The 305-nt window shown below is 70.2% G+C and carries 1 pseudogene (only partly in view); it reads right to left on the bottom strand.

Annotation, left to right across the window (positions count from 1 at the left end):
• Positions 1-58: 58 nt before the first annotated feature.
• A pseudogene (locus F4X11_01755) lies at positions 59-305 on the bottom strand (SDR family NAD(P)-dependent oxidoreductase) (it continues 647 nt past the right edge of the window).

The raw sequence follows: 305 nt of genomic DNA, 5'->3' as shown, positions 1-305 counted from the left end.
CCGAATTGGCAGCGGAGAGTGCCGTTTCGGGCGTCCCGGGCTGCCAATTCGGTTCCGCTCAGGTTGCGAGGTTGTGACCCGGAGGCATCTCCGCTCGGCCGATGGCATCGGCCCGGGAGTGCAGCAGCTCGGCGGTCTCGTCGAGATCGCGGGCGATGACATAGCGGCGCTCGGCCACGCCGTCGAGCACGAACTCGCCCAGCTCGTCAAGATCGGCCACTTCGGGCTCGCTGCCGCGCATCTCGGCCACGATCCCCTTGAGCTGCTGGCACGTGAGGCTCCCCCCCCCGGGGCGCACACCCCCC

Source organism: Acidobacteriota bacterium (assembly GCA_009861545.1).
Taxonomy (GTDB): Bacteria; Acidobacteriota; Vicinamibacteria; order Vicinamibacterales; family UBA8438; genus WTFV01.
This window is presented reverse-complemented; position numbering and strand designations above follow the sequence as displayed.